Below are 24,989 nucleotides of genomic sequence, written 5' to 3' on the forward strand. Positions count from 1 at the left end.
GACGCTACATTCTCCGCACCGGAGAGTGATGTTCTCCTGGCTATCCTGGATGTCATGCCTGTCCGCACCGCCCTGCAGCCCGGTGAGCTGTCGCCGACACTGCCGGTACCCAAGACGATCGCGCGCCCCGAGTACGCGTGGCGGCCGACCGCCGACGAGGGCAACGAACCGTGGGTGCAGACGCCCGAGGTGATCGAGAAGATGCGCGTCGCGGGCCGGATCGCCGCGCAGGCGCTCGCCGAGGCCGGGAAGGCCGTGGCGCCGGGTGTGACCACCGATCACCTGGACCGCATCGCCCACGAGTACATGGTCGACCACGGCGCCTACCCGTCGACGCTGGGCTACAAGGGTTTCCCCAAGTCGTGCTGCACGTCGCTCAATGAGGTGATCTGCCACGGCATCCCGGATTCGACGGTGATCGAGGACGGTGACATCGTCAACATCGACGTGACCGCCTACATCGACGGCGTCCACGGCGACACCAATGCCACGTTCCTGGCCGGGGACGTCAGCGAGGAGCATCGGCTGCTCGTCGAACGCACCCACGAGGCCACGATGCGCGCCATCAAGGCGGTCAAACCGGGCCGCGCGCTGTCGGTGGTCGGCCGGGTGATCGAGTCGTATGCGAACCGGTTCGGCTACAACGTGGTTCGCGACTTCACCGGCCACGGGATCGGCACCACCTTCCACAACGGGCTGGTGGTGCTGCACTACGACCAGCCGTCGGTGGAGACCGTGCTCGAGCCGGGCATGACCTTCACCATCGAGCCGATGATCAATCTGGGCGCGCTGGACTACGAGATCTGGGACGACGGCTGGACCGTCGCCACCAAGGACCGCAAGTGGACCGCCCAATTCGAGCACACGCTGGTGGTCACCGACACGGGCGCGGAGATCCTGACTCTCCCGTGACCACACGACGGGCCCGGGCCCTGGTCGGTGTCGTCCTGGTCGCCGCGGCGACAGGCTGCACCACCACGGTGACCGGGTCGGCGACGTGGCCCGGCGCCCGGCTGGAGAGGGTGCTGCTGACCGCCGCCGACTTCCCCGACGGCGTCGAATACGCCCGCATCCCCGACGAACCGAGTGGTCGCGGCGGCCCGACCAGCGCGCCGCCCATGCTCTCGTTCCCCGAGGGCTGTGCGGACGGCCTCACCAAGGTGATCGAGGACAACGCGGTGCGCGGGCCGGGCAGCGCGGCCGAGTACGTCGTGGGCTACGACGGCGCGCGCACCGTGATGACCGTGCTCACCTGGTCACTGGACCTCGACCGGCTCGCCGCCACCGCCCAGCGGTGCGCCCGGTTCGAGACGTACTTCGACCCGGCCGATGAGGGCATCCCGATGACCACCACGCGGATACCGACGCCGCGGCCCGATGCGCTGGTCTACCGGCAGACCATGACGCTGGGCGGCACCGAGAGCAGTGTCTACTTCAGTTTCGAGAACATCGGCACCATGGCGGTCTTCGGCATCGCGTTCCCCACACCCAACCCGTCGATCGCCGCGAAAGGTGCGCTGCCGCAAACATTTCTGGAGATCTCCGGACGCCAGGCCGAGCGGATCGGCGCCGGGTGAACCGCGGGCGCAACCCGCGGATTCCGGCCCGCGCAGCCGCCGTTGCCGGTAGCGTGGCCGAATGCTCTCCTCCATGAACACCGTTGACGGATTCCCCGTACCGGTGGACGTGGCGGGCCCGGAAAACGGTTCCGCGGTCGTGCTTCTGGGGGCGGCCCAGCATGCGCCGTCGGCCTACAACGGAGTGTGCCAGCGCCTGCACACCGCCTCGTTGCGCACGGTGGTGATCGGACCCGATCCACGGCTCACCGGCAAGGCGGTGATCGGTGTGCTCGACGCGCTCGACGTCCGGTGGGCGTTGCTGGTCGGTGACCGGCTGGGCGGGGAACTCGCCTGGGAGCTGGCCGCCACCCGGCTCGACCGGTTCATCGGGCTGGTGGTGATCGACCGGGGACACCCGCGCGTGGCCGACCAGTCCGGCGCGATCCGCGACGAAACCTGCCCGCCGGTGGAGATGAACACCACCGCGCTGGTCAGCAGCCCCGCGTCGCGGGCCGTGGCTCAGGCCAGCCAGCGCTTCGTCTACGGCGACTTCCGGCTCGTCGAGCTGCTCGGCCGGCGCAATGCGGCCGACGCGACCGCGCAGCTGGCCGCCGAGATCGTCATGCGCACCAGCACCTGGTAGCCCGGGCTAGGAGGGGGATTCCTCCGGCGTCCACGCCTGCGGCAACCCGGGCTGGTTGGGGAACAGGAAGTCGACGAAAGCCGCTGCGGTGGGCTGAGGTTCGTGATTGGCCAGCCCGGGCCGCTCGTTGGCCTCCACGAAGACGTAGTCGGAGCCCCGGACGTCGGGCACCAGCAGGTCGATCCCGGTGACCGGGATGCCGATCGCCTCGGCGGCGGCCACCGCCACCCGGCACAGCTCCGGGTTCACCTCGGCGGTCACATCGTGGATGGTGCCGCCCTGATGCAGGTTGGCCGTCCGGCGGACCCGCAGCCGTTCCCCTTCGGGCAGGATGTCGTCGAAGGACCAGCCGGCCTCGGTGACGGTGCCCTCGGTGACCGCGTCCATCGGGATGCGCGACTCACCGCCGGTGGCGGCCGCGCGCCGCCGGCTCTGGGTCTCGATGAGCTCGCGGATGGTGTGCTTGCCCGTGCCCAGGATCTCGGCGGGCATGCGCAGCGCCGCGGCCACCACCTTGCCGTCGATCACCACCAGCCGCAGATCGTCACCCTCGGCCCGCTGCTCGATCAGCACGTCAGGATGCTGTTCGCGGGCCCGCGCCAGCGCGGCGTCCAGTTCCTCGGGGCCGTCGACGCCGACCGTGATGCCTTTGCCCTGTTCGCCCCGGGTGGGTTTGACCACCACGTCGCCGACCTCGGCGAGGAACGCGTGGTCCTCCTCGTCGAAGGTGGCCAGCCGACCCTTGGGCACGACGATGCCGGCGTCGGAGACGATGCGCCGGGTCTGGCGCTTGTCGTCGCAGCGGCTCATCGCCACCGCCGAGGTGAACTCCGACAGCGATTCGCGGGTGATGACGCTGCGCCCCCCGTGGCTCAGCCGCATCTCACCGGCACCCGCGTCGAGCACCTCGACCCAGATCCCGCGGCGCATGGCCTCGTCGGCGATGATGCGCGCATACGGGTTGAGGTCGTCGACCGTCTCCGGCGGATGGGTGAACAGCGGTTCGTTGATCGCGTTCTTGCGCTTGACGGCCAGCACCGGCACCCGCTGGAAACCCAGCTTCTCGTAGAGCCCGATCGCCGCGGCGTTGTCGTGGGCCACCGACAGGTCCATGTAGGCGCGGCCGCGGTCGCGGAACAGGCCGGCCAGCGCGCGGGTCAGCGCGGCGCCCACCCCCGGCAGGCTCGACGTCGGGTCGACGGCCAGCGTCCACAGGCTCGACCCGTCCTCCGGATCGTTGAACAGCCGCTTGTGGTCGACGCCGGTGACCGTGCCGACCACGGTGCCGTCGTCGTCGCGCACCGCGACGAGGTACTCCACGGCGTCGGTGTCGCGGTGGTTGGTCCAGATGACCTCGGTCGGGGCGGGCACCATCCCGCACTGCACGTACACCCGGTTCATCGCGTCGGCGTCCGACGGCTCGGTCAGCGTGCGGACCGTGAACCCCATGGGTTCGCGTCCCGGGATGTCGTCCTCGGTGAATCGCAGCCGGTAGGTGTGGCTGGGGTCGATGAACAGCTCCGACGGGGACCGCGCCACCAGCACATGCGACTCGCGGGCGTAGATGCAGATGTCCCGCCGCCCCGGGCCCTCGTGCTGCAGCACCTGTGCCAGCTTCTCCGGATCGGCGAAGGTCTGCCCGAAGATGAGCCGGCCCCAGCCGAGTTCGAGGACCACGTCGTCGGCCATCGCGTCGACGAGGTGCTGCGGCGACGCGTCGTGCAGGCCCATGGTGATGGCCTCGGTGTGGTCGGACATCCGCTCGGTGTGCGGCTCCAGGTCGGTCATGCGGCCGGCCCCGTGATGCCGTGGCGCTGCAGCCACAGTTCCAGCAGCGCGATCTGCCACAGTTCGTTGCCGCGCAGCGGGGTCAGCCGGCCGTTCGGGTCGGCCAGCAGCCGCTCGACCGCCTCGGGACGGAACAGGTCGCGCTCCTTGGCCGCCGGGGCGAACAACGCGTCGCGCACCAGGTCGAGGTACGGGCCTTCCAGGTGGGTGAGCGCCGGGACCGGGAAGTAGCCCTTGGGCCGGTCGATCACCTCGGCGGGGATCACCCGGCGCGCCGCCTCCTTGAGCACGCCCTTGCCGCCCTGGGCGGTCTTGTAGGCGGGCGGGCAGGTCGCGGCGAGTTCGACGAGTTCGTGGTCGAGGAAGGGGACGCGGCCTTCCAAGCCCCACGCCATCGTCATGTTGTCGACGCGTTTGACCGGGTCGTCGACCAGCATGACCGTGGTGTCGAGCCGCAGCGCGCGGTCCACGCCGGTCTCCGCACCCGCCCGCGCGAAATGCTCGGTGACGAACGCACCGCTCGGGTCACCTGCGGCGAAGTACGGGTCGGTGATCAGCCCGCGCACCGCGTCGGGATGGCGGTCGAAGAACGCCGCCCGGTAGCTGGCCACCGCGCCGTCCAGCGACGCCGCGCCGGGCTCGGCCATCGGGGGATACCAGTGGTAGCCGGCGAACACCTCGTCGGCGCCCTGCCCGGACTGCACCACCTTGACGTACTTGGAGACCTCCTCGCTGAGCAGGTAGAACGCCACGCAGTCGTGGCTGACCATCGGCTCGCTCATCGCACCGATCGCGCCGTCCAGTGCGGGCAGCATGCGGGCGGTGTCGATGCGGATCTGGTGGTGATCGGTGCCGAAGCGCTCCGCCACGATGTCGGAGTACCGGAACTCGTCGCCGGCCACCCCGTTGACGGCCTCGAAGCCGATCGAGAAGGTCTGCAGCCCGGTCTGGCCGGCCTCGGCGAGCAGGCCGACGATCAGGCTGGAGTCCACGCCGCCGGACAGCAGGCAACCCACGGGCACGTCGGCGACCAGGCGCCGTTCCACCGCGGTGCGGAGCGCGGTCAGCACCGCGTCCTCCCAGTCGCGCTCGGACCAGTCGGCGCGGTCGGCGTGCCGGGTGAACTCGGGCGACCAGTACGTGGTGGTGGTGACGCGGCCGTTCGGCTCGACGGCCACCAGCGACCCCGGCGGGACCTTCTTCACCCCGCGCAGGATGGTCAGCGGTGCCGGCACGACGGAGTGGAAGCTCAGGTAGTGGTGCAACGCGACCGGGTCGATGCGGGTGTCGACGCCGCCGCCGGCGACCAGCGCGGGCAGCGAGGAGGCGAACCGGATGCGGTGCGCGTCCTCGGCGATGTAGAGCGGTTTGATGCCGAGCCGGTCGCGGCCCAGCAGCACCCGGCCGGTGTCGCGCTCGACGATCGCGAACGCGAACATGCCGTACAGGTGGTCGACGAAGCGGTCGCCCCAGTGGTGGTAGGCCTTGATCAGCACCTCGGTGTCGCTGGTCGAGAAGAACCGGTAGCCGTGACCGCTGAGTTCGGTGCGCAACTGCTGGTAGTTGTAGATGCAGCCGTTCCAGGCGATGGACAGCCCCAGGTCGGCGTCCACCATGGGCTGCGCCCCGGCTTCGGTCAGGTCGATGATCTTGAGGCGTCGATGGCCCAACGCGACCCTGCCCTGCGACCACACGCCGGCGCCGTCGGGGCCGCGTGGTGTCATCGCCTCGGCCATTGCCGAGACGGCGGCTATGTCAGGGGTTCGGCCGTCGAGGCGTACCTCGCCGGTGGCTCCACACATCGCCTAGACCCTACCGCGGACCAGCGATCGAGCGCTTGACGGACGCGTCACCGGCCGTCGCTGGTGATTTCGTTCATTGGACACCCGGCGTACATACCCAGGAGGCCGCGCAGGTATGCGCTGGACATGGCCTACCTCACAGTCCGGCGCCCGCGGGGGATCGCGGATTCGGCGGGCACCGCGGCCACGGGGTGCCTAGGATGCTCAATGGTCTGGTGTCCTACCTTTACACCGGACGGTCTGCTCGGCGCCACGCGGTGGCTTACGGAAGGGTGCGCACATGGGGTCCTCAACCGGGCTGCTCGCACAGGGCGACCTCGAACGCATGGTCGCCGACGGCGCGATCGACACGGTGATCGTGGCGTTCTGCGACATGCAGGGCAGGCTCACCGGCAAGCGCATCTCGGCGCGCCTGTTCGTCGACGACGTCGCCGCCCACGGCGCCGAATGCTGCAACTATCTGCTCGCCGTCGACGTCGACAACAACACCGTCGACGGATATGCGATCTCCAGCTGGGAGACCGGTTACGGCGACATGGTGATGACCCCGGATTTCGACACGCTGCGGCTGCTGCCGTGGCAGCCCGGAACCGCGCTGGTGATGGCCGATCTGTCGTGGACCGACGGGCGGCCGGTCAAGCAGGCGCCGCGCACCATCCTGCGCACCCAGCTCGACCGGCTCGCCGAACGGAACATGGACGCCGTGGCGGCGACCGAACTCGAGTTCATGGTTTTCGACGACTCGTACCGGGCGGCGTGGGCGGCCGGCTACCGGGGGCTCACGCCGGCCACCGACTACAACATCGACTACGCGATGCTGGCCTCGACCCGGATGGAGCCGCTGCTGCGGGACATCCGGCTCGGGATGGAAGGCGCCGGGATGTACTGCGAGGGCGTCAAGGGCGAGTGCAACCTCGGTCAGCAGGAGATCGGCTTCCGCTACGACCAGGCGCTGGTCACCTGCGACAACCACACGATCTACAAGAACGGCGCCAAGGAGATCGCCGACCAGCACGGTAAGAGCCTGACGTTCATGGCGAAGTTCGACGAGCGCGAGGGCAACAGCTGCCATATCCACATCTCGCTGCGGGGCACCGACGGCAGTGCCGTGTTCGCCGACGACGACGCCGCCGACGGGATGTCGCCACTGTTCCGCAGCTTCCTCGCCGGCCAGCTCGCCACCATGCGCGAGCTCAGCCTGTGCTACGCCCCGAACGTCAACTCCTACAAGCGGTTCGCGGAGGGCAGCTTCGCCCCGACCGCGATCGCGTGGGGTTTCGACAACCGCACCTGCGCCCTGCGCGTGGTCGGGCACGGCAAGGGGATGCGGATGGAGAACCGGGCGCCCGGCGGTGACGTCAACCAGTACCTCGCGGTGTCCGCGCTGATCGCCGGCGGGCTGTACGGCATCGAGAACGAACTGGACCTTCCGGAAGCGTTGGAGGGCAACGCCTACACCAGTGGCGCCGATCGGCTGCCCACCACACTGGCCGAGGCGGCCCAGCTGTTCGACCAGTCGAAGGTGGCGCGGGAGGCCTTCGGCGACGACGTCGTCGACCACTACGTCAACTATGCGCGCGTCGAACTCAAGGCCTTCAACGCGGCTGTCACCGACTGGGAGCGGGTACGTGGTTTCGAGCGCCTCTGATTTCACCGCACGGGTGCCCGTGCTGGGCATGACCACCTATCTGCAGCAGGCCCAGACCGGTGTCTGGGACGTGCACGCCAGTTTCCTGCCTGCGATCTACTTCCAGGGGGTCAACCTGGCCGGCGGGGTCGCCGTGCTGCTGCCGCCGCAACCCGTCGACCCGAACGCGGCCGGCCGTGTCCTCGACGGCCTCGACGGGCTGATCCTCACCGGCGGTAAGGACGTCGACCCGGCGCGCTACGGCCAACCGCCGCATGCGACCACCGACGAACCCGACCGGGTGCGCGACGCCTGGGAGTTCGCACTGCTCGACGAGGCGCGGCGGCGCCGGATGCCCGTCCTCGGCATCTGTCGCGGCGCGCAGGTGCTCAACGTGGCGCTGGGCGGCACGCTGTTCCAGCATCTGCCCGAGGTGCTCGGCCACGCCCACCACCAGCAGGGCAACGCGGTGTTCTCCACCTCGGCGGTGCGCACCGAACCCGGGACGCGGCTGGCCGGGCTGATCGGCGGGTCCTCGGACGCGCAGTGCTACCACCACCAGGCCATCGACCGGGTGGGCGACGGTCTGGTGGTCAGTGCCCGCGACGACGACGGGGTCGTCGAGGCGGTCGAATTGGACCGCGCGACGCATCCGGACGAATGGGTCCTGGGTGTGCAGTGGCATCCGGAAGAGCGGCTCGACGACCTGCGGTTGTTCGCCGGGGTCGTGCATGCCGCACGCGACTATGCGATGGAAAGGGCAGGTGCGTGACCAGCAGTGACGTGATCAATCCGGCGACCGAGGAGGTGTTGCGCACCGTCGACCTCGTCGAGGTCGACGGCGTCGACGACGCCGTCGCGCGGGCGAAGTCCGCCCAGCGCGACTGGGCCCGCCTGGCGCCCGCCGAACGCGCCGCCGGACTGCGCGCCTTCGCCGCGGTGGTCGACGCGCACATCGACGAGCTGGCCGCGCTCGAAGTGGCCAACTCCGGGCACCCGATCGGTAACGCCGAATGGGAGGCCGGCCACGTCCGCGATGTGCTGCAGTACTACTCGGCGAGTCCGGAACGCCTGTCGGGTCAGCAGATTCCCGTCGCCGGCGGCCTCGACGTGACGTTCAACGAGCCGCTCGGCGTGGTCGGCATCATCACACCGTGGAACTTCCCGATGACCATCGCCGCCTGGGGCTTCGCCCCGGCGCTGGCCGCGGGGAACGCCGTGCTGGTCAAGCCCGCCGAGTGGACGCCGCTGACCACGATCCGGCTCGGTGAGCTGGCCGTCGAGGCCGGCCTGCCCGCCGACCTGTTCTGCGTGCTGCCGGGCAAGGGCTCGGTGGTCGGGGAGCGGTTCGTCACCCACCCGGACGTGCGCAAGATCGTCTTCACCGGCTCCACCGAGGTGGGCACGCGTGTCATGGCCGGCGCGGCCAGGCAGGTCAAGCGCGTCACCCTGGAGCTGGGCGGCAAGAGCGCCAACATCGTCTTCGACGACTGCGATCTGGAGCGCGCCGCCGCGACCGCGCCCTACGGCGTCTTCGACAACGCCGGGCAGGACTGCTGCGCCCGCAGCCGGATCCTGGTGCAGCGCAACGTCTACGACCGGTTCATGGAGTTGCTCGAACCCGCCGTCAAGGGCGTCGTCGTCGGCGACCCCACCGACCGGGACACCGAGATGGGGCCGTTGGTGAGCAAGGCGCACTGGGAGTCGGTGGCGTCCTACGTGCCCGACGACGCGCCGGTGGCGTTCCGCGGGGCCGCCCCGAGCGGACCCGGCTACTGGTTCGCCCCCACCGTGCTGACCCCGCAGCGCTCCGACCGCACGGTCGCCGAGGAGATCTTCGGGCCGGTGGTGACGGTGCTGCCGTTCGACGACGAGGCCGACGCCATCGCGATGGCCAACGACACGCCCTACGGGCTGTCCGGGTCGATCTGGACCGAGAACGTCTCCCGCGCGCTGCGGGTCTCCCGGGCGGTGGAATCGGGCAACCTGTCGGTCAATTCGCATTCCTCGGTGCGCTACAGCACCCCGTTCGGCGGCTTCAAGCAGTCGGGACTCGGCCGTGAACTCGGTCCGGACGCCCCTCTGTCCTTCACCGAGACCAAGAACGTCTTCATCGCGATCGGAGAGAACTGATGACCCCGTCCCGCGTGGACCTGACGCAGCGACTGGTCGGCAAGGTGGCCGTGATCACCGGCGGGGCCAGCGGCATCGGACTGGCGACCGCGAAGCGGATGCGCGCCGAGGGCGCCACCATCGTCATCGGTGACATCGACCCCGCCACCGGCAAGACCGTCGCCGACGACCTCGGCGGCACATTCGTCCAGGTCGACGTCGCCGATCAGGTCGCCGTCGACACGCTGTTCGACACCGCCGCCGACACCCACGGTTCGGTGGACATCGCGTTCAACAACGCCGGCATCAGCCCGCCGGAGGACGACCTGATCGAGAACACCGGCATCGACGCGTGGCAGCGCGTGCAGGACATCAACCTCAAGTCGGTGTTCTTCTGCTGCAAGGCCGCCCTGCGCCACATGGTCCCGCAGCAGAAGGGCGCCATCATCAACACCGCGTCGTTCGTCGCGGTGATGGGCTCGGCCACATCGCAGATCTCCTACACCGCCTCCAAGGGCGGCGTGCTGGCCATGTCCCGCGAGTTGGGTGTGCAGTACGCCCGGCAGGGGATCCGGGTCAACGCGCTGTGCCCGGGACCGGTGAACACGCCGCTGCTGCAGGAGCTGTTCGCCAAGGACCCCGAGCGGGCGGCGCGCCGGCTCGTGCACATCCCGCTCGGCCGGTTCGCCGAGCCGGAGGAACTCGCCGCGGCGGTCGCATTCCTGGCCAGCGACGACTCGTCGTTCATCACGGGGTCGACCTTCCTGGTCGACGGCGGTATCAGCTCGGCCTACGTCACCCCGCTGTAGTCGCCATGACCGCCGCGCCGGACCCGCAGCCCGCCGCCGATGCCCTGCTGCGTCCGGTGCGGTTCGGCAACGCATTCGAAGACACCGTCGGCCGGCTGCTCGAGACCATCCGGCTCGGCGTGCTCGGCCCCGGTGAGAGCTTGCCTCCGGAACGGGAACTCGCGGCACGGTTGGGGGTCAGCCGCGACACGGTGCGCGAGGCCATCAAGTCGCTGGCCGAGGCGGGTTACCTGGTGTCGCGGCGCGGTCGCTACGGCGGCACCTTCGTCGCCGGTGAACTGCCGCGCAGCACCGGCAGCGCACCGGAGCTGACCCGCGGGGAGATCGACGACGCGCTGCGGCTGCGCGAAATCCTCGAGGTCGGTGCGGCGCGGATGGCGGCCCGGCGCACGCTGACGGCGGCGCAGCGCGAACACCTGTGGTCCCGGCTGGCCGATGTCCGCGCGGCCGAACCCGACGACTACCGGCGCCTGGACTCGCGGCTGCACCTGGCGATCGCCGAGGCGGCGGGCGCGCCGTCGCTGGTGCCGCTCGTCGGGGAGAACCGGATGCGCATCAACGCGATGCTGGACCGCATCCCGCTGCTGGCCCGCAACATCGCCCACTCCGACGAACAGCACCGCGCGATCATCGTCGCGATCCTCGCCGGCGACGTGCACGCGGCCGAGGCGGCGATGTGCGACCATCTGGCCGGTTCGGCCGCACTGCTGCACGGCTTCCTGGATTAGATTGGCACTGGTGCAGCCCGGGAACCAGTCGTTGGTGACGCGTGCGGCGTCGGCGCTGGCCGATGTCGACACCGGTGGCTGGACGCAGCGCTTCGACCTGCTGTCGGACCCGCACCGGCTCGAGATCCTGCTCAGCCTGCACCGCGCGCCCGGCATCTGCGTGTCCGATCTGGCCGCCGCGCTCGGACGGTCGGAAAACGCTGTGTCGCAAGCGCTCCGGGTGCTGCGCCAGCAGGGCTGGGTCAGTTCGACGCGGGTCGGCCGGGTGGCCAGCTACCGCCTCGACGACGAGATCGTGCACGACCTGCTGCACTGGATCGGCGCCCGGCACGGCTGACCGCCGGAAAATGCCTTGACCTCAAGTCCGGTTGAGGTGCCAATCTGCCGGTGTGGACCCGACATCGCCGACATCGGTTGCCGAGCGCGGGGAGCGCTTCGCCCGCGGTGTGCTGCCCCTGCTCGACCAGCTCTACCGGGCCGCGCGTCGCTACACCACCAGCGCCGCCGACGCCGAGGACCTGGTGCAGGAGACGGTCGCCAAGGCCTGGGCCGGATTCGACGGCTACGCCGACGGCACGAACCTGCGTGCCTGGCTGCTGCGGATCATGACCAACACGTGGATCTCGTCGTACCGCGCGGCGCAGCGCCGGCCCGATGAAGTGATGGCCGAGGTCACCGACGCCCAGCTCGCCGCGACGGCCGCGCACACCGCCACCGGGCTGCGGTCGGCCGAGGTGGAAGCGCTCGAGGCCCTCGGCGACGACGACGTGCGCGCGGCGCTGGCCGCCCTCCCGGTCGACCAGCGGCTGGTCGTCTACTACGCCGACGTGGAAGGGCTGCGCTACCGGGAGATCGCCGACGTGCTCGACATCCCGCCGGGCACCGTGATGTCGCGCCTGCACCGCGGCCGGGCCCGGCTGCGGGGTCTGCTGGCCAACCTGGCCAAGGCGCGCGGATACTGCTGCGCGGCCTGAGCTCAGTGCCGCTTCGCCGGCGGCCAGGGGGGCTCGCCGCCCGGTGTCTGATCGGTGCGGCTCGCCCCGACCTCAGTGCCGCTTCGCCGGCGGCCAGGGGGGCTCGCCGCACAGGGCCAGCAGGGCGTTCTCCACCACCTCCGGCAGCGCCGGGTGGATCCAGTACTGGCCGCGCGCCATGTCCTGGGCCGGCAGGTCGAACGCCATGGCCTGGACGAGCGGCTGGATGATCGACGACGCCTGGTGGCCCATGATGTGGGCGCCGAGCAGCAGTCCGGTGTCGTCGTCGACGATGAGTTTGGCGAATCCGCTCGAATCCTCCATCGCCCAGCCGTACGCCACGTCGCCGTAGTCCTGCACCTTGCTGCGGATGCGGTAACCGGCGGCGCGGGCCTCGTTCTCGGTCAGTCCGACCGAGGCGATCTGTGGTTCGGTGAACACCGCCGACGGCACGTTGCGGTGATTGGCGGGCATCAGCGCGTCGGTGTCGTCCCAATCGATCAGGAGGTTGTTGCGCACCACCCTGGCTTCGTGATTGGCGACATGCTTGAGCTGGTAGCGCGAACTGACGTCGCCGAGCGCGAACACGTTTCGTGCGGTCGTGCGCTGGAACTCGTCGACGGTCACCATGCCGTCTTCGACCGCCACCCCGGCCAGGTGCGCGTCGAGCTGCTCACCGTTGGGCACCCGGCCGGTCGCCACCAGCAGCACATCGCCGCGCAGCGCCGAACCGTCGTCGAGTTCGAGGGTCACCCCCGAGGAGTCGCTGGAGCCACTCACGATGTTGCGGCGGCTGCGGATCTCCCACTTCTTACCGGCGATGTCGGTGAACCGTTCGCAGACCGTGTCGTCGGTGTGGCTGAGCATCGTGGTGCCGCGCAGCACGATCGTCACCCGCGACCCCAGCGACGAGAAGATGTGCGCGAACTCGGCGGCGACGTAACCGCCGCCGACGATGACGATGTGGTCGGGCAGCTCCGAGATCCGCATGATCGTGTCGCTGGTGTGGTGGGCGACACCGCATTCCGCGATCGCCGGCGGCACGGTCGCCCGGGACCCGGCCGCGATCACCACCTGATCGGCGGTGAATTCGTCACCGTCGTCGGTGCGCAGCCGGTAGCGGCCGTCGGGCAGGACATCGGCGAACCGGGTGTGGCTGGCGAACACCTCGACGTTGGGGGAGGACCGGCGGTAGTGCTCGCCGCCGGTGGCCAGCGGGTCGATCCGGCCGAACACCCGGGAGACGATGTCGCCCCACCGCACCCCGTCGACGTGGGCGTCCACGCCGTACCGCGCCGCCTCGCGGACGTTCTGGGTCACCCCGGCCGAGTAGACGAACATCTTCGTCGGGATGCACCCGACGTTGAGGCAGGTGCCGCCGAAGAGGCCCTGCTCGCAGATCGCCACCCGCTTGTCGACGTAGCGTTCGTCGAGAATGCTGTTGCCCGAACCGGTTCCGATGATCGCGATGTCGAAATGCGTCATGTGGTCATCCCCGTTCGGGTCGTTGTGCGGCCACCGGACGTTCGGTGAGGTACCAGTCCAGCCAGTGGTCCAGCTCACGGTAGGCGGCCCGGCGCGGTTCGGCCAGTGACAGGAACACGTCGTGTTTGGCGTCGGCGATCGGGACCACGGTGGTGCGGTCGCCGACGCACCCGGCCCAGCGGGCGATCTGCGCGACGTCGAGCACCGCGTCGCCGCGCTGGATCGTCTCCAGATCGGCGGGGTCGCGGACCTCCCGCACGCTGCGGTCCGAGCGCAGGATCAGGTTCGGCACACCGACGTCCAGGCCGCGGTGCAGGCGGGCCTGCCCGCGCCGGATCGCGTGGATCCAGCCGAACGTCACCGGGAAGCCACCGACCGGTTTCCAATCGAGGTTGTAGTCGAACTCGCCGGCGTAGTCGCGGTGCAGAGTGGCGCCGTACCCGCCGCCCGGCGTCGGCGCCCGCACCACCCGCCGCTTACGGATACGTGACATCGCGCTGATCGCGGCCGACGCCGCCACCGAGCGCAGCACCGCCGGACCCTGCAGATCGAACCACGGACTGTTGAGCACCAGCCCGCCGACGTTGGCCTCCGCCGTGGCCCCCCGGCGGTGCAGCCGGTCCAGCCACAGCGACACGATCAGCCCGCCCGCCGAATGCGCGCACGTCAGCACCTGCGCCCCGCCGGTGTCCTCGCCGACGATGCGCAGCGCCTCGTCGAGCTCACGGTCGTAGCGGGCCAGGTCGGTGGTGAAGTGCGGGGTCTGGCCCTCGCGCCACGAACGACCGCATTTGTGCAGGTCGAGCGCGTAGAACGCGAAGCCGCGCCCGGCGAAGTGGTCGGCGAGCCCGGTGTGGAAGAAGTAGTCGGTGAACCCGTGCACCAGCAACACCGCGTGGCGGGCCTCGGGCCGCTGCACACCGCGGCGGACCACCGTGGCGAACAGGTCGCCCTCACCGTCCGGGTCCGGTCCCAGCGGCAGCGTCCGCTGGGCGTAGTCGGGCAGTACGTCGGAGTCCCAGCCGGGCACCCGGGCAGTCACGAACGCCACCTTAGGCGGCCCGCGCCGGCCGGTCGCACCGGTGAGCGAATGCACAGTGGCCGCGCGGTTAACGTCGTGGCCACCGGGATAACCTGGGACTCGGAAAGCCCTCACGAAGCCGCGACACGAAGGACCGATGAGCCGGTGTCTAGTTCCCAGGTAGTAAAGACCGACGTCGTGCTGGTGGGTGCCGGCATCATGAGCGCCACGCTGGGCGCACTGCTCAAGCAACTGGAACCGGACTGGTCGATCACGCTGGTCGAGCGCCTCGACGGGGCGGCCGCCGAGAGCAGCGATCCGTGGAACAACGCGGGAACCGGGCATTCGGCCCTGTGCGAGCTCAACTACACGCCGCAGGCCAAGGACGGCACGATCGACATCACCAAGGCCGTCCACGTCAACGAGCAGTTCCAGGTGTCGCGCCAGTTCTGGGCCCACGCGGTGGACACCGGCGTGCTGCCCGACCCCCGCACCTTCATCAATCCCATCCCGCACGTCAGCTTCGTCGGCGGCGCCAAGAACGTGAAGTATCTGCGCGCCCGGTACGACGCGCTGGTCACCAACCCGCTGTTCGCGTCCATGGAGTTCATCGACGACAAGGACGAGTTCACGCGCCGGCTGCCGCTGATGGCCGAGAAGCGCGACTTCCGCGAACCGGTCGGTCTCAACTGGACCCAGGACGGCACCGACGTCGACTTCGGGTCGCTGTCGCGTCAGCTGATCGGGTACTGCGCGCAGCGCGGGATGGCCACGCTGTTCGGACACGAGGTGCGTGACCTCGACAAGCAGTCCGACGGCAGCTGGGCGGTCAAGGTCGTCAACCGCCGCACCGGCGACAAGCGCACCTACAACGCCAGATTCGTGTTCGTCGGCGCCGGCGGCGGCGCGCTGCCGCTGCTGCAGAAGGCCGGGATCAAGGAGGCCAGGGGCTTCGGTGGCTTCCCGGTCGGCGGACAGTTCCTCCGCACCGACAACCAGCGGCTCACCGCGGGTCACCAGGCCAAGGTGTACGGGCTGCCCCCGTTGGGCGCCCCGCCGATGTCGGTGCCGCACCTCGACACCCGCGTGATCAACGGACGGTCCTGGCTGCTGTTCGGCCCGTTCGCCGGGTGGTCGCCGAAGTTCCTCAAGCAGGGCAAGGTGACCGACCTGCCGTTCTCGGTGAAACCGAACAACCTCGCCTCGATGCTCGGCGTCGGCCTCACCGAGATGGGTCTGGTGCGCTACCTGCTGGGGCAGTTGATGCTCAGCGAGGCCGACCGCGTGCAGGCGTTGCGCGAATTCGCGCCCAGCGCAGTCGATTCCGATTGGGAACTCGACGTGGCGGGCCAGCGCGTCCAGGTCATCCGGCGTAAGGGCCGCGGCGGCGTGCTCGAGTTCGGCACCACCGTGCTGGCCGCCGAGGACGGCACCATGGCCGGGTTGCTGGGCGCGTCCCCGGGCGCGTCGACCGCGGTGCCGGCGATGCTCGACGTCATGGAACGCTGCTTCGGCGACCGCTACCGCGCATGGATGCCGCGGCTCAAGGAGATCGTCCCGTCGCTGGGCACCCCGCTGTCGGGCGAACCGAAACTGTTCGAGGAGATCTGGGCGCACGGCACCAAGGTGCTCAAACTCGACCGGCCGGCCGAGGGGCTGCCTGCGGTCGGCCCGGACACCGGACACCACGAACCCGAAGCCGACCGCACCGCGGTGACCGCCTGACGTGGGATGTCGATGACGGTTGCGTTGCGCCGCAGCTGGGCCAAGGATCTCGACGCCGCCACCCTCTACGCGCTGCTCAAGCTGCGCGTCGAGGTGTTCGTCGTCGAACAGGCCTGCCCGTATCCCGAACTCGACGGCCGCGACCTGCTCGCCGAGACCCGGCACTTCTGGCTCGAGGACCCCGACGGCGCGGTGATCTCAACGCTGCGCCTGATGGAGGAGCATCCCGGCGGCCAGAAGGGTTTCCGCATCGGCCGGGTGTGCACGAAGCGCGACGCGCGCGGCCACGGCCACACCGCCCGGCTGATGCAGGCCGCGCTGGCCGAGGTGGGCGACCACCCCTGCCGGATCGATGCACAGACCTATCTCGAGGCGATGTACGCCCGGCACGGGTTCGTCCGGGACGGCGCGGAGTTCCTCGACGACGGGATCCCGCACGTGCCGATGCTGCGGGCGGGATCGGGAGCCGGGCACCCACTAAGCTCGCCGGGTGACCGATAACGCGTACCTCGTCGGCCTGCGCCTGGCCGGCAAGAAAGTGGTCATGGTCGGCGGCGGTTCCGTCGCCCAGCGCCGGCTGCCACTGCTGGTCGCCACCGGCGCGGACGTCCACGTCATCGCCCGCGCGGCCACGCCCGCGGTGGAGGCGATGAGCGGAATCTCCTTGACGCTGCGAGACTTCCAGGTCGGGGATCTCGACGGCGCGTGGTACGCGCTGGCCGCGACCGACGATCCGGAGGTCAACGCCGCCGTGGTTGCCGAAGCCGAGCGGCGTCGCATCTTCTGTGTCCGTGCCGACATCGCCCGCGAGGGCACCGCGGTCACTCCCGCCACGTTCGACCACGACGGCCTGTCGGTGGGCGTCCTCGCCGGCGGGGAACACCGCCGGTCGGCCGCGATCCGCTCGGCCATCCACGAGGCGCTCGCCAGCGGGATGATCGCCGCCGACGACGCCGAGACCCCGGTCACCGGCGTGGCGCTGGTCGGGGGCGGGCCCGGGGACCCGGAACTGATCACCGTGCGCGGCCGCCGGCTGCTCGCCCAGGCCGACGTGGTGGTCGCCGACCGCCTGGCGCCCCAGGAGCTCCTGGCCGAACTGGCGCCCCACGTCGAGGTGATCGACGCCGCCAAGATCCCGTACGGGCGGGCGATGGCGCAGGACGCGATCAACCAGGTGCTCGTCGACCGGGCCTCGGCCGGGAAGTTCGTGGTGCGCCTCAAGGGTGGGGATCCGTTCGTCTTCGCGCGCGGTTATGAAGAGGTGCTGGCGTGCGCCGAAGCCGGTATCCCGGTGACCGTCGTACCCGGTGTGACCAGCGCCATAGGAGTTCCCGCGCTCGCCGGTGTGCCGGTCACCCATCGCCACGTCACGCACGAATTCGTGGTGGTCAGCGGCCATGTTGCGCCCGACCATCCCGAATCGTTAGTGAATTGGGATGCGCTCGGCAGGCTTACCGGCACCCTGGTGTTGCTGATGGCGGTCGAACGGATTGAGTTGTTCGCCAAGGCGCTGCGCGAAGGCGGCCGACCTGCAGAAACGCCGGTCCTCGTGGTGCAGCACGGCACCACGAGTGCTCAGCGGACTTTGCGGGCGACGCTTGCCGACGCGCCGGAACGCATCCGCGCCGAGGGGATTCGACCCCCGGCGATCATCGTGATCGGGGCGGTCGCGGGCTTCGGCGCTTAAAGGGTTCCTAAGATTACTGTAAGGTAACCTGTTATGACGGCTCTCAACGACGCAGAGCGCGCAGCAATGTCTCGCGACGCCGAAGGCAAACGCGCGCAGCCGATGAGCGCGGGGTCCGCGTCCACGGCGCGCACGGGCAAGGCGCCGGCCTGGCTGCCGTCGCGGCGTTTCTTCGCCGCCGTGATCGCGATCGCCGGGATGCAGCTGCTCGCCACGATGGACAGCACCATCGCGATCGTCGCACTGCCCAAGATCCAGGACGAGCTGATGCTCTCCGATGCGGGACGCAGCTGGGTCATCACCGCCTACGTGCTCACGTTCGGTGGTCTGATGCTGCTCGGCGGCCGCCTCGGCGACACCATCGGGCGCAAGCGCGCATTCATCGCCGGCGTCGCCCTGTTCACCATCGCCTCGATCCTGTGCGGTATCGCCTGGAACGAGGCGACGCTGGTGATCGCGCGGCTGCTGCAGGGCATCGGCGCGGCGATCGCCTCCCCGACCGGCCTGGCGCTGGTCGCCACCACCTTCCCCAAGGGCCCGGCCCGTAACGCCGCCACCGCGGTGTTCGGCGCGATGACCGCGGTCGGCTCGGTGATGGGCCTGGTGGTCGGCGGCGCGCTGACCGAGGTGTCGTGGCGCTGGGCGTTCCTCGTCAACGTGCCGATCGGGCTGGTCATGCTCTACCTGGCCCGCACCACGCTGCGGGAGACGCACAAGGAGCGGATGAAGCTCGACGCGGCCGGCGCGATCCTCGCGACGCTGGGCTGCACCGCTGCGGTGTTCGGCTTCTCGATGGGCCCGGAGAAGGGCTGGATGTCGCCGATCACGATCGGGTCGGTGCTCGCCGCCCTGGTGTTCGGACTCGCGTTCATCATCGTCGAGCGCACCGCCGAGAACCCCGTCGTGCCGTTCTCGCTGTTCAAGGACCGCAACCGGCTGGCCACCTTCGCCGCGATCTTCCTCGCCGGCGGGGTGCTGTTCACGCTGACCGTGCTGATCGGCCTGTACGTGCAGGACATCCTGGGCTACAGCGCGCTGCGCGCCGGTATCGGCTTCATCCCGTTCGTCATCGCGATGGGTATCGGCCTGGCCGTGTCCTCGCAGCTGGTCTCGAGGTTCCCCCCGCGCATACTGGTGATCGCCGGCGGTGTGCTGGTGCTGGGCGCGATGATCTACGGCTCCACCCTCAACAGCGGCATCCCGTACTTCCCGAACCTCGTCGTGCCGATCACCGTCGGCGGCATCGGCATCGGCATGATCGTGGTGCCGCTGACGATCTCGGCGATCGCCGGTGTCGGCTTCGACCAGATCGGCCCGGTGTCGGCGATCGCGCTGATGCTGCAGAACCTGGGCGGGCCGGTCGTGCTGGCCATCATCCAGGCCGTCATCACCTCCCGCACCCTGTACCTGGGCGGCACCACCGGCCCGGTGAAGAACATGGACACCACGCAGCTGGCCGCGCTCGATGCGGGCTACACCTACGGGTTGCTGTGGGTGGCCGCGGTGGCGGTGCTGGTGGGCGGCGCGGCGCTGCTGATCGGCTACACCTCCCAGCAGGTCGCGCATGCCCAGGAGGTCAAGGACGCGATCGACGCCGGAGAGCTCTAGCTCCGGCTGACGGCTAAGGTGGTCGCCTGTGATCACCCGCATGTCCGAGCTCTTCCTGCGCACGCTGCGCGACGATCCGGCCGACGCCGAAGTGCCCAGCCACAAATTGCTGATCCGGGCCGGCTACGTCCGGCCGGTCGGGCCGGGGCTCTACAGCTGGCTGCCGCTCGGGTTGCGGGTGCTGCACCGGATCGAAGCGGTGATCCGCGAGGAGATGGCCGCGATCGGTGGCCAGGAGATCCTGTTGCCTGCGCTGCTGCCGCGCGCGCCGTACGAGACGTCCAACCGCTGGACCGAGTACGGCGACAACCTGTTCCGCCTCAAGGACCGCCGCGGCAACGACTACCTGCTCGGGCCGACCCACGAGGAGCTGTTCACGCTCACGGTCAAGGGCGAGTACAGCTCCTACAAGGACTTCCCGCTGCGGCTCTATCAGATCCAGACCAAGTACCGCGACGAGGCGCGGCCGCGGGCCGGCATCCTGCGCGGCCGGGAGTTCGTGATGAAGGATTCCTACTCGTTCGACGTCGACGACGACGGGCTGAAGAACGCCTACCACGCCCACCGCGAGGCCTACCAGCGGATCTTCGCCCGGCTCGGCGTGCAGTACGTGATCGTGTCCGCGGTGTCGGGCGCCATGGGTGGCAGCGCGTCCGAGGAGTTCCTCGCCGAGAGCGAGGTCGGCGAGGACACGTTCGTGCGCTGCGTCGAATCCGGCTACGCCGCCAATGTGGAGGCCGTGCTGACCCGAGTGCCCGAGGCCCGGCCGTTCGACGGTCTGCCCGAGGCGGTGGTCCACGACACGCCGGACGCGCCGACCATCGCGACGCTGGTCGACTGGGCCAACAGCGCGGATCTGCCCAGCTTCGCCGGCCGCACCGTCACCGCCGCCGACACGCTCAAGAACGTGTTGCTCAAGGTTCGTCAGCCCGGAGGTGAGTGGGAACTGCTGGCGATCGGCGTGCCGGGGGACCGCGAGGTCGACGACAAGCGTCTCGGTGCGGCGCTCGAACCGGCCGAGTACGCCCTGCTCGACGACGCCGACTTCGCCAGGAACCCGTTCCTGGTCAAGGGTTATGTCGGGCCGAAGGCGTTGCGGGACAACGGCGTGCGTTACCTGCTCGATCCGAGGATCGTCGACGGCACGGCCTGGATCACCGGCGCCGACGCACCCAACAAGCACGTGGTCGACCTGGTCGCCGGCCGCGACTTCCAGGGTGACGGCACGATCGAGGCCGCCGAGGTCCGCGACGGCGATCCGTCCCCGGACGGGGCGGGTCCGCTGGTCAGCGCCCGCGGCATCGAGATCGGCCACATCTTCCAGCTGGGCCGCAAGTACACCGAGGCGTTCACCGCCGACGTACTCGGCGAGGACGGCAAACCGGTGCGGCTCACGATGGGTTCGTACGGCATCGGCGTGTCCCGTCTGGTGGCGGTGATCGCCGAGCAGCAGCACGACGAGCTCGGGCTGCGCTGGCCGGCCGCGGTGGCGCCGTTCGGCGTGCACATCGTGATCGCGAACAAGGACGCCGCCGCCCGCGAGGGCGCCGGGGAGCTCGCCGCCGCGCTGGATCGGATGGGGGTCGAGGTGCTGCTCGACGACCGGCAGGCGTCCCCGGGCGTGAAGTTCAAAGACGCCGAACTGCTCGGCGTGCCGTGGATCGTCGTGGTGGGCCGCGGATGGGCCGACGGCGTGGTCGAACTGCGGAACCGGTTCAGCGGCGAGAAGCGTGAGATCGCGGTCGACGATGCGGCCACCGACGTGCTGGCCGCGGTGCGCTGAGCGCTACTCGTTGCCGCCGGGGAACGGCACCGTCACCGGACCGCTGCCGAGCACCTGCGTCCAACGGGCCGCCGCGACCGCGGACTGGATCAACGCGGTGACCGCGAATTCGCGGTCCTCGGTGTCGGAGGCCTGCTCGATCACCGCCCGCCAGGCCGCCGCGGCGTCCTCCTCCATGCGGACCGCGAGCTTCGCCGCCTCCTCGGGGTTGTTCACCGGCATCGGCAGCTGATACCCGGCGGCGGGCAGGGGCGGTGCGACCTCGCGCTCCTCCAGCCGGGCGATCGCGGCCTCACGGCGGGCACGGTGCTCGGCGATCGACGCCGACACCAGCCAGTTGAGCTCGGGCAGGGAGTGCGCGGAGACCATGCCGTAGCCGTAGATGATGCCGTGTTCGGTGGCGATCGCGTCGTAGAGTGCGGCGTCCGCGCCGTCCGACGGCCGCGACGGCAGGTTGGGGGCGCTGGGCTCGGGGGAGGTCACCGCACCGGCTCCGGCTGCGCGAGCGCGACCTCGCAGGCCGCGGTGCAGGCCGCGGCGATGGAGCCGAGCAGTCCGGCCCGGTACCCCGACAGCTGGGTGGCCAGTTCGGTGGCGCTCTCCGCGGACTGGCGCAGGGCGGCGGTGACGTCGCCGGGTGTCGGTGTGCGGGCCGGGGCAGCGGTGCTGGTCGAGGGGGTGGTGGTCGGCGCCTGCTCGCCGGCCAGCCGGGTCAGCTCGTCGGCCAGCGCCTGGGCGTGGGCATCGCGTTCGGTGGCCACCGCGGTCAACGTCAGCTTGAGCGGGGCGGGAGCCGCCGCGGCGGCGTCGGTGGCCAGTCGGCTGTCCGCGCGGGCCCGGTCGAGCTGGGCGACCAACTCGTCGACCTCCGGCGGGGGCGGCGGCGATCCGCAGGCGGCGGTGGAGACGCCCAGCAGGGCCAGGGCCGCCGCACCGGCGAGCACACGACGCCTGCTGACGGAGTCCAGGGCGCTCGGCACGAGCAACATCCTGCCATTGCCGTCGTCGGTGTTCGCACCGCGCCGAGCGCGCGCGTCCGCGGTGATCACGTTCGCTGCCCGCCCCCGCCGGGCTGGCGTATCGTGGGAGGTCGATTCAAGGTGGTCACACCGCCGCAGAACGCGTCCGGACAATTCAAGATGAGGAGCTCGTCGTGGCACCTGAGCCCAGACCGTGGCCGGCGGGGTTGCCGTCCCAGGAGCAGGTGATCGCACTGCTCGACGGCGAGTTCACGAGCGCTGGTTACGAGATCGAAGACGTCGTCATCGACGGTGCCGCGCGCCCGCCCCGGATCACGGTGGTCGCCGACGGTGATCGCCCGCTCGACCTCGACACCGTGGCGGCGCTGTCCCGCGCGGCCTCCGAACAGCTCGACCGCCTCGACACCGAACCCGGGTCGGTGCCCTACGTCCTCGAGGTCACCTCGCCGGGGGTGGACCGTCCGTTGACCACCGAGAAGCACTTCCGGCGCGCCCGCGGGCGCAAGGCCGAGATCGTGCTCTCCGACGGGACGCAGCTGACCGGCCGATTGGGCGCCGTCGCCGGCGGCGCGGTGGCCGTGGTGGTCCCCGAGGGTGGCCGGGGCAACTTCACGGTCCGCGAGCTCCCTCTCGGTGCGATCACCAAAGCAGTTGTGCAAGTGGAATTCTCGCCGCCAAACCAACGCGAGATGGAGTTGGCCGGCCAACCGGGAGAGGAGGCCGGAGCATGAACATCGACATGGCGGCACTACACGCCATCGAGGCGGACAAGGGCATCTCGGTCGATGTCGTCGTCGACACCATCAAGTCGGCGCTGCTGACCGCCTACCGCCACACCGACGGCCACGAACCCGATGCGCGCATCGACATCGACCGCAAGAGCGGCGTGGTGAAGGTGATGGCGCGCCAGACCGACGCCGACGGCAACGTCATCCACGAGTGGGACGACACGCCAGAGGGCTTCGGCCGGATCGCGGCGACCACCGCCCGGCAGGTCATCCTGCAGCGGCTGCGCGACGCCGAGAACGAGAAGAACTACGGCGAGTTCTCCGCCCGCGAGGGTGACATCGTCGCCGGCGTCATCCAGCGCGATGCCCGGGCCAATGCCCGCGGCCTCGTCGTGGTGCGGATGGGCTCGGAGACCAAGGGCAACGAGGGCGTGATCCCGGCGGCGGAGCAGGTCCCCGGCGAACGCTACGAACACGGCGACCGGTTGCGCTGCTACGTCGTCGGGGTGACCCGCGGCGCCCGTGAGCCGTTGATCACGCTGTCGCGCACCCATCCGAACCTGGTGCGCAAACTGTTCAGCCTCGAGGTGCCCGAGATCAACGACGGTTCGGTCGACATCGTCGCGGTGGCCCGCGAGGCCGGCCATCGGTCGAAGATCGCGGTGGCCTCCCGGGTGCCCGGGCTCAACGCCAAGGGCGCCTGCATCGGCCCGATGGGTCAGCGGGTCCGCAACGTCATGAGCGAGCTGTCCGGCGAGAAGATCGACATCATCGACCACGACGAGGACCCGGCCCGGTTCGTCGCCAACGCGCTGTCGCCCGCGAAGGTCGTCTCGGTGAGTGTGATCGACGAGCAGGCGCGCGCGGCGCGCGTGGTGGTGCCCGACTTCCAGCTGTCGCTGGCCATCGGCAAGGAGGGGCAGAACGCCCGGCTCGCGGCGCGCCTGACGGGCTGGCGGATCGACATTCGCAGCGACGCCGCACCGGCCGAGCACCCCGGGGCGGCCACGGATGCCGCCCACCCGGGGGTGCGCGACCGCTGAGCCGGACGGCCGTTTCGGTTCGACGACGCCGGGGCGGTAGACTCAACCGTGATCCAGCGCGAGATCTCGGTGTCCCCGCACCGAAGCCCGGACGGACCGGTGCGGACCTGCGTGGGCTGCCGAAAGCGAGAGCTGGCTGTCGAACTGCTTCGAGTGGCCGCTGTGATCGACGGGAACGGTGATTGCGCCGCGGTCGTTGATCCAACGGGTAGTCTGCCCGGGCGGGGTGCGTGGTTGCACCCCGACCAGCAGTGTCTACGCGCAGCAATCCGGCGGCGAGCGTTCGTCCGAGCGCTGCGACTCACCGGTTCACCGGACCTATCCGCGGTGAACGAGTACGTCGAGGCACTCTCGACAGGCTCGGCCGCCCGGCAAGAGAACAGGTAGCGAAGAACATGAGCACACCGTGAAGTCCCGATGACCATGCGTCATAGCTAACCCGAGGCGCGGCCTACCACCGCTGTCGCCTCTAGAGATGGAGATGTAGTGGCAGGTAAGGCTCGCGTACACGAGTTGGCGAAGGAACTCGGTGTCACCAGCAAAGAACTGCTCGCCACGCTCAAAGAGCAGGGCGAGTTCGTCAAATCAGCCTCCTCGACCGTGGAGGCACCCGTTGCGCGCCGGTTGCGCGAGAAGTTCGGCGGCGGCGGCAAGCCCACCGACAAGGTGAAGAGCGCCGGTAACGGCGCACCCGCGGCTCCCACGCCCGGACCCCCGACGCCTCGGCCGATGCCGACTCCGGGACCGTCCCCGGCGGCGGCCGCACCGGCCCCCACGCCGGCACCGCCGACCACCGCGAAACCGTCGGCCCCCAAGCCCGCGGCGCCGCCGCCGGCCCCGCAGCCCCGGCCGGCCGCACCGAGTCCGGCTGCCGCCGCGACTCCGCC

Annotated in this window: 25 protein-coding genes; 19 read left to right on the forward strand and 6 right to left on the reverse strand. The window is 70.2% G+C overall.

Annotated features, from left to right (window positions below):
- Nucleotides 1–54: 54 nt before the first annotated feature.
- The 3 genes from map (at nt 55) to E4P42_RS19120 (ending at nt 2,202) form a co-directional block, all read left to right on the forward strand.
- The gene (gene map / locus E4P42_RS19110; protein WP_135127645.1) at nt 55–912 is read left to right on the forward strand and encodes a type I methionyl aminopeptidase; all 858 of its coding nucleotides are present in this window, start codon (nt 55–57) and stop codon (nt 910–912) included.
- Nucleotides 909–1,577, forward strand: coding sequence for a hypothetical protein (locus E4P42_RS19115; RefSeq protein WP_135127646.1), 669 nt, complete (start codon nt 909–911; stop codon nt 1,575–1,577). The genes map and E4P42_RS19115 overlap by 4 nt, the downstream gene beginning before the upstream one ends.
- Nucleotides 1,578–1,638: 61 nt before the next feature.
- On the forward strand, nt 1,639–2,202 hold the full coding sequence (locus E4P42_RS19120; protein WP_135127647.1) for an alpha/beta fold hydrolase: 564 nt from the start codon (nt 1,639–1,641) through the stop codon (nt 2,200–2,202).
- A 6-nt stretch (nt 2,203–2,208) separates the two neighbouring features.
- On the opposite strand, the gene ngg is transcribed toward E4P42_RS19120, so the two are convergent.
- Both ngg and E4P42_RS19130 read right to left on the reverse strand, forming a co-directional pair.
- Nucleotides 2,209–3,990 (reverse strand): N-acetylglutaminylglutamine synthetase, encoded by a 1,782-nt coding sequence (gene ngg / locus E4P42_RS19125; protein WP_135127648.1) that lies wholly within the window; start codon nt 3,988–3,990, stop codon nt 2,209–2,211.
- On the reverse strand, nt 3,987–5,792 hold the full coding sequence (locus tag E4P42_RS19130) for an N-acetylglutaminylglutamine amidotransferase (protein WP_135127649.1): 1,806 nt from the start codon (nt 5,790–5,792) through the stop codon (nt 3,987–3,989). The genes ngg and E4P42_RS19130 overlap by 4 nt, the downstream gene beginning before the upstream one ends.
- A 280-nt stretch (nt 5,793–6,072) precedes the next feature.
- On the opposite strand from E4P42_RS19130, the gene E4P42_RS19135 reads away from it, so the two are divergent.
- From E4P42_RS19135 to E4P42_RS19165, 7 genes are read left to right on the forward strand one after another with little or no spacing between them, the layout of a single operon-like run.
- On the forward strand, nt 6,073–7,440 hold the full coding sequence (locus E4P42_RS19135; RefSeq protein ID WP_135127650.1) for a glutamine synthetase family protein: 1,368 nt from the start codon (nt 6,073–6,075) through the stop codon (nt 7,438–7,440).
- A gap of 28 nt (nt 7,441–7,468) precedes the next feature.
- Entirely contained in the window at nt 7,469–8,191 is a 723-nt protein-coding gene (locus tag E4P42_RS19140) for a gamma-glutamyl-gamma-aminobutyrate hydrolase family protein (RefSeq protein ID WP_135127671.1), read from the forward strand.
- Nucleotides 8,188–9,552 (forward strand): aldehyde dehydrogenase, encoded by a 1,365-nt coding sequence (locus E4P42_RS19145; RefSeq protein WP_135127651.1) that lies wholly within the window; start codon nt 8,188–8,190, stop codon nt 9,550–9,552. The genes E4P42_RS19140 and E4P42_RS19145 overlap by 4 nt, the downstream gene beginning before the upstream one ends.
- Nucleotides 9,552–10,340 carry a 3-oxoacyl-ACP reductase gene (locus E4P42_RS19150; RefSeq protein WP_209305816.1) on the forward strand — a complete coding sequence of 263 codons (789 nt, stop codon included), beginning with the start codon at nt 9,552–9,554 and terminating at the stop codon, nt 10,338–10,340. Before E4P42_RS19145 ends, E4P42_RS19150 begins: the two co-directional genes overlap by 1 nt.
- A 5-nt stretch (nt 10,341–10,345) precedes the next feature.
- The gene (locus E4P42_RS19155; protein ID WP_135127652.1) at nt 10,346–11,068 is read left to right on the forward strand and encodes a FadR/GntR family transcriptional regulator; all 723 of its coding nucleotides are present in this window, start codon (nt 10,346–10,348) and stop codon (nt 11,066–11,068) included.
- Between the two features lie 7 nt (nt 11,069–11,075).
- The gene (locus E4P42_RS19160) at nt 11,076–11,405 is read left to right on the forward strand and encodes a helix-turn-helix transcriptional regulator (protein WP_209305820.1); all 330 of its coding nucleotides are present in this window, start codon (nt 11,076–11,078) and stop codon (nt 11,403–11,405) included.
- A gap of 52 nt (nt 11,406–11,457) precedes the next feature.
- Nucleotides 11,458–12,042, forward strand: coding sequence for a sigma-70 family RNA polymerase sigma factor (locus tag E4P42_RS19165; protein WP_245234116.1), 585 nt, complete (start codon nt 11,458–11,460; stop codon nt 12,040–12,042).
- 72 nt (nt 12,043–12,114) lie between these two features.
- On the opposite strand, the gene mtr is transcribed toward E4P42_RS19165, so the two are convergent.
- Together mtr and E4P42_RS19175 are read right to left on the reverse strand one after the other, a co-directional pair.
- Nucleotides 12,115–13,527 (reverse strand): mycothione reductase, encoded by a 1,413-nt coding sequence (mtr, locus tag E4P42_RS19170; RefSeq protein WP_135127655.1) that lies wholly within the window; start codon nt 13,525–13,527, stop codon nt 12,115–12,117.
- A 4-nt stretch (nt 13,528–13,531) separates the two neighbouring features.
- Nucleotides 13,532–14,557: an alpha/beta hydrolase gene (locus E4P42_RS19175; protein WP_135127673.1), complete on the reverse strand. Its 1,026-nt coding sequence runs from the start codon at nt 14,555–14,557 to the stop codon at nt 13,532–13,534.
- A 210-nt stretch (nt 14,558–14,767) separates the two neighbouring features.
- Here E4P42_RS19175 and mqo point away from each other — a divergent pair, with 210 nt between their 5' ends.
- The 5 genes from mqo (at nt 14,768) to E4P42_RS19200 (ending at nt 21,351) form a co-directional block, all read left to right on the forward strand.
- Nucleotides 14,768–16,273: a malate dehydrogenase (quinone) gene (gene mqo / locus E4P42_RS19180; protein ID WP_245234118.1), complete on the forward strand. Its 1,506-nt coding sequence runs from the start codon at nt 14,768–14,770 to the stop codon at nt 16,271–16,273.
- Nucleotides 16,274–16,285: 12 nt separating this feature from the next.
- Nucleotides 16,286–16,774, forward strand: coding sequence for a GNAT family N-acetyltransferase (locus tag E4P42_RS19185; protein WP_135127657.1), 489 nt, complete (start codon nt 16,286–16,288; stop codon nt 16,772–16,774).
- The gene (cobA, locus tag E4P42_RS19190; protein ID WP_135127658.1) at nt 16,764–17,960 is read left to right on the forward strand and encodes a uroporphyrinogen-III C-methyltransferase; all 1,197 of its coding nucleotides are present in this window, start codon (nt 16,764–16,766) and stop codon (nt 17,958–17,960) included. Before E4P42_RS19185 ends, cobA begins: the two co-directional genes overlap by 11 nt.
- Nucleotides 17,961–18,062: 102 nt before the next feature.
- Nucleotides 18,063–19,568, forward strand: a complete 1,506-nt coding sequence (locus tag E4P42_RS19195; protein WP_245234119.1) for an MFS transporter — start codon at nt 18,063–18,065, stop codon at nt 19,566–19,568.
- A 28-nt stretch (nt 19,569–19,596) separates the two neighbouring features.
- Entirely contained in the window at nt 19,597–21,351 is a 1,755-nt protein-coding gene (locus E4P42_RS19200; RefSeq protein ID WP_135127660.1) for a proline--tRNA ligase, read from the forward strand.
- Between the two features lie 3 nt (nt 21,352–21,354).
- Here the strand turns inward: E4P42_RS19200 and E4P42_RS19205 are convergent, their stop codons facing one another.
- Nucleotides 21,355–21,834, reverse strand: a complete 480-nt coding sequence (locus tag E4P42_RS19205; protein ID WP_135127661.1) for a ferritin-like domain-containing protein — start codon at nt 21,832–21,834, stop codon at nt 21,355–21,357.
- Entirely contained in the window at nt 21,831–22,340 is a 510-nt protein-coding gene (locus E4P42_RS19210; RefSeq protein WP_135127662.1) for a hypothetical protein, read from the reverse strand. Before E4P42_RS19210 ends, E4P42_RS19205 begins: the two co-directional genes overlap by 4 nt.
- Before the next feature lie 164 nt (nt 22,341–22,504).
- Between E4P42_RS19210 and rimP the strand changes: the two genes are divergently transcribed.
- The 4 genes from rimP to E4P42_RS19230 all read left to right on the forward strand — a co-directional run.
- Nucleotides 22,505–23,062 carry a ribosome maturation factor RimP gene (gene rimP / locus E4P42_RS19215; RefSeq protein ID WP_135127663.1) on the forward strand — a complete coding sequence of 186 codons (558 nt, stop codon included), beginning with the start codon at nt 22,505–22,507 and terminating at the stop codon, nt 23,060–23,062.
- On the forward strand, nt 23,059–24,102 hold the full coding sequence (gene nusA / locus E4P42_RS19220) for a transcription termination factor NusA (RefSeq protein ID WP_135127664.1): 1,044 nt from the start codon (nt 23,059–23,061) through the stop codon (nt 24,100–24,102). Before rimP ends, nusA begins: the two co-directional genes overlap by 4 nt.
- A 162-nt stretch (nt 24,103–24,264) precedes the next feature.
- A complete protein-coding gene (locus tag E4P42_RS19225; protein ID WP_245234120.1) occupies nt 24,265–24,489 on the forward strand; it encodes a YlxR family protein in 225 nt (74 codons plus the stop codon).
- A gap of 99 nt (nt 24,490–24,588) precedes the next feature.
- On the forward strand, nt 24,589–24,989 hold a 401-nt coding region (locus tag E4P42_RS19230), incomplete at its 3' end, for a translation initiation factor IF-2 N-terminal domain-containing protein (RefSeq protein WP_209305818.1).

Origin of the sequence: Mycobacterium sp. PS03-16, assembly GCF_004570325.1 — a bacterium.
Lineage (GTDB): Bacteria > Actinomycetota > Actinomycetes > Mycobacteriales > Mycobacteriaceae > Mycobacterium.

What these genes read in the sequence shown, in the direction of transcription:
- E4P42_RS19135 (WP_135127650.1), top strand. Translation starts at nt 6,073, where the DNA reads ATGGGGTCCTCAACCGGGCTGCTCGCACAGGGCGACCTCGAACGCATG.
- E4P42_RS19155 (WP_135127652.1), top strand. Translation starts at nt 10,346, where the DNA reads ATGACCGCCGCGCCGGACCCGCAGCCCGCCGCCGATGCCCTGCTGCGT.
- ngg (WP_135127648.1), bottom strand. Translation starts at nt 3,990, where the DNA reads ATGACCGACCTGGAGCCGCACACCGAGCGGATGTCCGACCACACCGAG.
- E4P42_RS19210 (WP_135127662.1), bottom strand. Translation starts at nt 22,340, where the DNA reads ATGTTGCTCGTGCCGAGCGCCCTGGACTCCGTCAGCAGGCGTCGTGTG.
- map (WP_135127645.1), top strand. Translation starts at nt 55, where the DNA reads ATGCCTGTCCGCACCGCCCTGCAGCCCGGTGAGCTGTCGCCGACACTG.
- mtr (WP_135127655.1), bottom strand. Translation starts at nt 13,527, where the DNA reads ATGACGCATTTCGACATCGCGATCATCGGAACCGGTTCGGGCAACAGC.
- E4P42_RS19120 (WP_135127647.1), top strand. Translation starts at nt 1,639, where the DNA reads ATGCTCTCCTCCATGAACACCGTTGACGGATTCCCCGTACCGGTGGAC.
- nusA (WP_135127664.1), top strand. Translation starts at nt 23,059, where the DNA reads ATGAACATCGACATGGCGGCACTACACGCCATCGAGGCGGACAAGGGC.
- E4P42_RS19140 (WP_135127671.1), top strand. Translation starts at nt 7,469, where the DNA reads ATGACCACCTATCTGCAGCAGGCCCAGACCGGTGTCTGGGACGTGCAC.
- mqo (WP_245234118.1), top strand. Translation starts at nt 14,768, where the DNA reads ATGAGCGCCACGCTGGGCGCACTGCTCAAGCAACTGGAACCGGACTGG.
- E4P42_RS19195 (WP_245234119.1), top strand. Translation starts at nt 18,063, where the DNA reads ATGAGCGCGGGGTCCGCGTCCACGGCGCGCACGGGCAAGGCGCCGGCC.
- E4P42_RS19185 (WP_135127657.1), top strand. Translation starts at nt 16,286, where the DNA reads ATGACGGTTGCGTTGCGCCGCAGCTGGGCCAAGGATCTCGACGCCGCC.
- E4P42_RS19150 (WP_209305816.1), top strand. Translation starts at nt 9,552, where the DNA reads ATGACCCCGTCCCGCGTGGACCTGACGCAGCGACTGGTCGGCAAGGTG.
- E4P42_RS19130 (WP_135127649.1), bottom strand. Translation starts at nt 5,792, where the DNA reads ATGTGTGGAGCCACCGGCGAGGTACGCCTCGACGGCCGAACCCCTGAC.